Source organism: uncultured Bifidobacterium sp. (assembly GCF_959020155.1).
In the GTDB taxonomy this organism is placed as follows: domain Bacteria; phylum Actinomycetota; class Actinomycetes; order Actinomycetales; family Bifidobacteriaceae; genus Bifidobacterium.
This window is the reverse complement of the sequence record NZ_CAUERC010000051.1, coordinates 1-5,196: the sequence shown is the minus strand read 5'-3', so window position 1 is coordinate 5,196 and position 5,196 is coordinate 1. Positions and strand designations below refer to the sequence as shown.

General features: G+C 61.1%; 2 protein-coding genes and 1 pseudogene. All 3 read right to left on the bottom strand.

The window, feature by feature from the left end:
• Positions 1 to 1,184: pseudogene (locus Q5H31_RS08070) on the bottom strand (alpha-mannosidase); the annotation flags it as partial.
• A 123-nt stretch (positions 1,185 to 1,307) separates the two neighbouring features.
• Positions 1,308 to 4,427, bottom strand: a complete 3,120-nt coding sequence (locus tag Q5H31_RS08065; protein ID WP_302457664.1) for an alpha-mannosidase — start codon at positions 4,425 to 4,427, stop codon at positions 1,308 to 1,310.
• Positions 4,428 to 4,587: 160 nt separating this feature from the next.
• Positions 4,588 to 5,076 carry a D-aminoacyl-tRNA deacylase gene (dtd, locus tag Q5H31_RS08060; RefSeq protein WP_032745729.1) on the bottom strand — a complete coding sequence of 163 codons (489 nt, stop codon included), beginning with the start codon at positions 5,074 to 5,076 and terminating at the stop codon, positions 4,588 to 4,590.
• Positions 5,077 to 5,196 lie beyond the last annotated feature (120 nt).

Here is a 5,196-nt window from a genome sequence, read left to right as displayed (position 1 = left end):
GAGCCGGTGTAGCCGAAACTGTCCGGTAGCCAGATGCCACGCGGCGTGACGCCGAGATGCTCCTTGAAATATCGGCGGCCGAACGTGATCTGCCGCACCAATGATTCGCCGGAAGGAATCATGTTGTCAGATTCCACCCACATGCCGCCGACCGGGATGAACCGGCCTTCTTCGATGCGCCGCTTCATTCGTGCGAACAGGTCGGGATGTTCCTCTTCCAGCCATGCGTACTGTTGGGCGGAACTCATCGCATACGTGAAGTCCGGGTCTTCGTCCATTAAAGCCAGCACGTTGGATACGGTACGGGCCACTTTGCGGCGGGTCTCGCGCACCGGCCATAGCCATGCGGAGTCGATATGCGCATGGCCGATGGCAATGTGGTTGATTGCGCTGGATGCAGCCGGTTCGGCGAGCACGCCGGCGAGCGCCGCACGGGCTGCCGGCACGGTTTCCAAGTCGCGTTCATCGTAGATGTTCAAGGAGCGTTGCAGCGCTTTGGCGAGCTGCCAGTAGCGCGGGTCGTCGTCTTTGAGTTCGCAAATCAGGGAGGATACGGTTTCCAAGTCCATGTCATAGGCGAACACGTCTTCGTTGAAGATGGTGATATCCATGCGACTCAGTGTGTATGGGAAGTCACAGGTGCCGGTGGCCTCTTCGCCGAGTTCGGTGGGTGAGAACGGGGTGGGGCCTTCGACGAATGGGTTGGCGGCGGCTTCGATATAGACGGTGAAGTCGCCATGTTCATCGAGTTCTACAGTGCTGCTGCCGTCCGCGTAGACGAGTGGAATCCAGTGGTTGCGTGGGTTCGCGGATTTGATGGCGGTGCCGTCGGCACGATAGACAAGTCCCTCGGATTGGAATCCGGGGCCGCGGTGATCGAGCCAGCCGAGGTCTACCATGAGTTCGACTTTTCGTCCTTTGACCGCCGCCATGTCGATGTGGCCGTTCACCTCGAACCATGTGGTGCCCCATGTGGTGCCCCAGACGCCGGGAACGCGGAAAGGTTCGAAGGGCACTTGGCCGTTGCGCACTTTGGCTAGAAATTCGCTGGAGGGCACCGGTTCGCCGGGATTGTGGAACGAACGCAAGGTGCATGCGGCGAGTGTGGTGTGGATATGCGGTTTGACGCGCTGCTGCATGACGCGGTCGCAGCGCTCCAACTGCTGATTGGGAAGAAGAAACATGGAGAGTTCAACTCCTTTGCTGTGTCTGGTGGTAGGGGTGGGAGTGATGGTAATTGGAGAAACCGTAATACGACATACTTCTGCCCCTCATGGTACAAGGAGGCAGAAGCGTCAGGCGAAAATTCAGCGCGCGATGCGCAGGGTGGCGAGCTGGAACGGGCCGAAGTGCAGTGCGGCGCCTTCGGCGTTCTGTCTACCGTCTTGCAGCGCGACCGGCAGGTCGGCGGCCAGATCGTCGCCTTCCAACACGTTGGTCTCATGCACCGAAGCGCCTGCGAGCGCCGGGCAGACATGCAGCGTGGCATCGGCCCTGCCGCCGGCCGCCTCATAGGCGCGCACAATCAGGTCTCCGGAGCCATCGTCGGCCAGCTTTATCCAGTCCAACACCACGGTGCCGTTTGCTGACTCGACCGAGGCGAGCGGCGCTAAGTCGGGCATGTCATGAAGCGTCGGTGCGTTGAGTGCGCAAGCGGCGTCAAGCGCACTGCCCACCGTGGCGTTGGCCACCACGGACCAGTCGAACTCATGCGCACCGATATCGGTGCGCGGGTCGGGGAAGGTCGGCGCGGAGAGCAGCGACAGTCGGAACATGGTGCCCGAGTCACGACCTTCGGCGGCGTTCTCGGCAATCGGCGTGGCATCGGACCCGTACACCGATCCGTTGATGACGGCCGCCGCGTAACCGGCGTCGCCGATAAGGGTGAAGCGGTTCGTGCTGCTCTCATACTTGGCTTCGTCGGATGCGGTGTTTTTGACGATTGGGCGGCGGACCAGACCATACTGGCAGTCGTATGTTGCTTGGTCGGCCACGATACCCAGCGGCAGATCGACTTTGAGGAAGCGTTCACGTTCGTGCCAGTCAATGTCGGCGTGGAAATCGAGCGTGTGTGAACCGGGGCGCAGCGTGATGGTGGTGGTGATGACGGTGTCATCGTCGGCGGTACGCACGCGGACTCGTGCCGCACCGTTTTCGGTATCGACCGATTCGATTGATCCGGTCATGGCATTCGCCATGAGCAGGGATTCGCGTTCGATCTCCCAGGCATCCCAAACGGCGGGTTCGTCCTTCAACAGTTCGTATCGGCCCAATCGGGTGCCGGCCGGAACCAGTTCACGGCCATGCTCCTCGTCAAGCAGTGACGAGATTGTACCGTCGGCCTCGATGGTGACGGACAGTACGCCGTTGGCCAGCAGTACACGGCCGTTGTCCAATGTCTGGGTCAGTACGGAAAGCGCGCCGGTCGGTTCGTTGATGCGGTTGGCACGCCAAGCCGCACCGTCATTGCGGAACTGACTGATGCGGGCTTCGGCGAGCAGGTCGGCCTGCGGGTTGGCCTTGCGCAGCACGGCGCACATGTCTTGGGCGATTTCGGCGAGACGCTTCAGGTCACGGCGATAGTCCTCGCGGGCTTCGCGGTGCACCCATGCGATGGATGACCCCGGCAGCACGTCATGGAACTGGTTAAGCATCAGGGTCTTCCAGATACGGTCCAGTTCTTCGCGCGGATAGGCGTAGCTCGGGTCGGCCAACGTGGCGGCCGCGCCCAGGTATTCGACCGTGCGCAGCAGCGATTCCTCTTGGCGGCAGCCGCGTTTCATGTCCTGTTGCGAGGTCAAGGTGCCACGGTGCAGTTCGAGGTACAGCTCGCCCTTCCAGACGGGCATTTCCGGGCCGGCGTTCTCTGCAAGCTGCCGATGCGCCTTGTCGAAGAAGTCGTTCGGCTCTTCGACGCTCACCTTGGAGACGCCTTCGAGGTTCTCGTAGCGGTGCAGGTGCTCCATCATGTTGCGCGTGGGGCCGCCACCGCCATCACCGAAACCGAAGAGCAGAAGCGAGCGATCGGCGAGATCCTTGTCCTGGAAGTTCTTCTCGGCGTAGTCGAGTTCCTGAACCTTGCACCAAGCAGCATAGGTATCCGCCGGCGGGAAGTGGGTGAAGATGCGCGAGCCGTCGATGCCTTCCCACATGAACGAGTGGTGCGGGAACTTGGTGGTGTCGTTCCACGAGATCTTCTGCGTGAGGAACCATTCGTACCCGGCACGGCGGGCGATCTGCGGCCATGCGCCGGTGTAGCCGAAGCTGTCCGGCAGCCATACGCCCTTGGGCTCCACACCGAGATGTTCCTTGAAGTATTTGCGGCCATATGCAATCTGGCGAATCAGTGATTCACCGGCGGGCAGCATGCCATCGGCTTCCACCCACATGCCACCGACCGGGATGAACCGGCCTTCTTCAATGCGCCGCTTCATGCGCTTGAAGATGTCCGGATGATCCTCTTCCAGCCAGGCGTACTGCTGGGCGGAGCTCATCGCGTATTTGAAGTCGGGGTCGGCGTCCATCAGCGCCAATGCGTTGGATACGGTGCGGGCCACCTTGCGGCGGGTCTCGCGCACCGGCCACAGCCATGCGGAGTCGATATGTGCGTGGCCGATGGCGCTGACGTTCATGGCCGAGGCGTTGGCCGGCTTGGCCAGTACGCCGGCGAGTGCTGCGCGCGCGGCTTCCACGGATTCGGGGTTGCGCTCGTCGTAGGCGTTCAGCGAGCGCTGCAGCGCTTTGGCGAGTTGCCAGTAACGCGGCGACTGTTTGTCGGCGAATTCCATCAGGGAGCTCACCACGTCGAGATCCACGGAGTAGTTCTCGAAACGGGCATCGAATTCGGTCAGATCGGCGGACTTGAATACGTACGGCTCGTCCGGCTTGCCGGTGGCATGGTCGCCCAGTTCGGTCTCAATGAACGGAGGCACGCCGAGCAGCAGCGGGTTGCTGGCGGCTTCGAGGTACAGGGTGAAGCTGCCGTCTTCGGCGACCGGCACTTGCGCGTTGCCCTCGGCATCTATGAACGGCACCCAATAGTTGAGCGGGTGTACGGCTTTGATGGCGGTGCCGTCGGCGCGGTAGACGAGGCCCTCGATATGGCCGCCGCAGGAGTGCGGGTACCAGCCGAGGTCGAGGATGAGCTCCAGCGGCTTGCCTTTCGGGTAGCCGGCCGGCACGGTACCGGTCAGGCGGAACCAGACTGTGCCCCATGTGGTGCCCCATTCACTGCCGAGCGTAAACGGCTTGAAATCGATGTCACCTCGATTGAGCTTCGCGAAGAACTCGTCAGTGGGCATCGGCTCTCCGGGAATGTCAAAGGACTCCACCGCGAGCTGTGCGATCGATGGGTGGATATGAGGGTCCACGCGCTGGCGCACTATGCGCTTGCACCGCTCCAGTTGCTGTTCAGGTTTCAGGAACATCTGCTGTTCACTCCCCTTATCTCTGCCGCTTGTGCGGCCACATCATTGTGCTGCCCGTTCATGGGAAACATATCGACATGCGCCCTCGCCCGCAGGAGACTAAAGCGCTTTAGTAACATATTGGAGGGAACGGGATATGATGTCAAATTACTATCGCAATTCAGCGTGTTCCGTCAGGCATGTCATGCTCGGTGTCGATGACGATGGTCACCGGCCCGTCATTGACCAGTCCGACCCGCATATGCGCGCCGAAACGACCTTCCTTCACCGGCACTCCCCCGGAGCGCAACGCCTCGTTGAACTTGATCCACATGAGATCGGCATGCTCGGGCTTGCCGGCCTTGATGAAGCTCGGGCGATTGCCCTTGTGCACGTCGGCGAACAGCGTGAACTGCGAGATGGAGAGAATCTCGCCGCCGATGTCCTGAATCGAACGGTTCATCTTGCCCTGCGCATCCTCGAACACCCTGAGATTCAGAATCTTATGGGCCAACCAGGCGATCTGCTTGTCGCCGTCCTCATCGGTGACGCCCACCAGAATCATGAATCCCGGGCCAATCTGCTGCGGCTCGAACGTGGGATCCAGCGTGCCCAATTCATTGACCACGTCCACGGACGCTTCGGATACTCGTTGCACTACAACTCTCATGACTCCCTACAGTAGCAACTGCAGCAACAAAAAAGCGCCGTTCCCTTACGGAAACGACGCTTGTCTTGGTGGAGGCGCGGGGAATTGAACCCCGGTCCGATGACCGAGCCCACAGTCTTC

Coding starts and splice junctions, on each gene's coding strand:
- dtd (WP_032745729.1), bottom strand. CDS start 5,076: ATGAGAGTTGTAGTGCAACGAGTATCCGAAGCGTCCGTGGACGTGGTC.
- Q5H31_RS08065 (WP_302457664.1), bottom strand. CDS start 4,427: ATGTTCCTGAAACCTGAACAGCAACTGGAGCGGTGCAAGCGCATAGTG.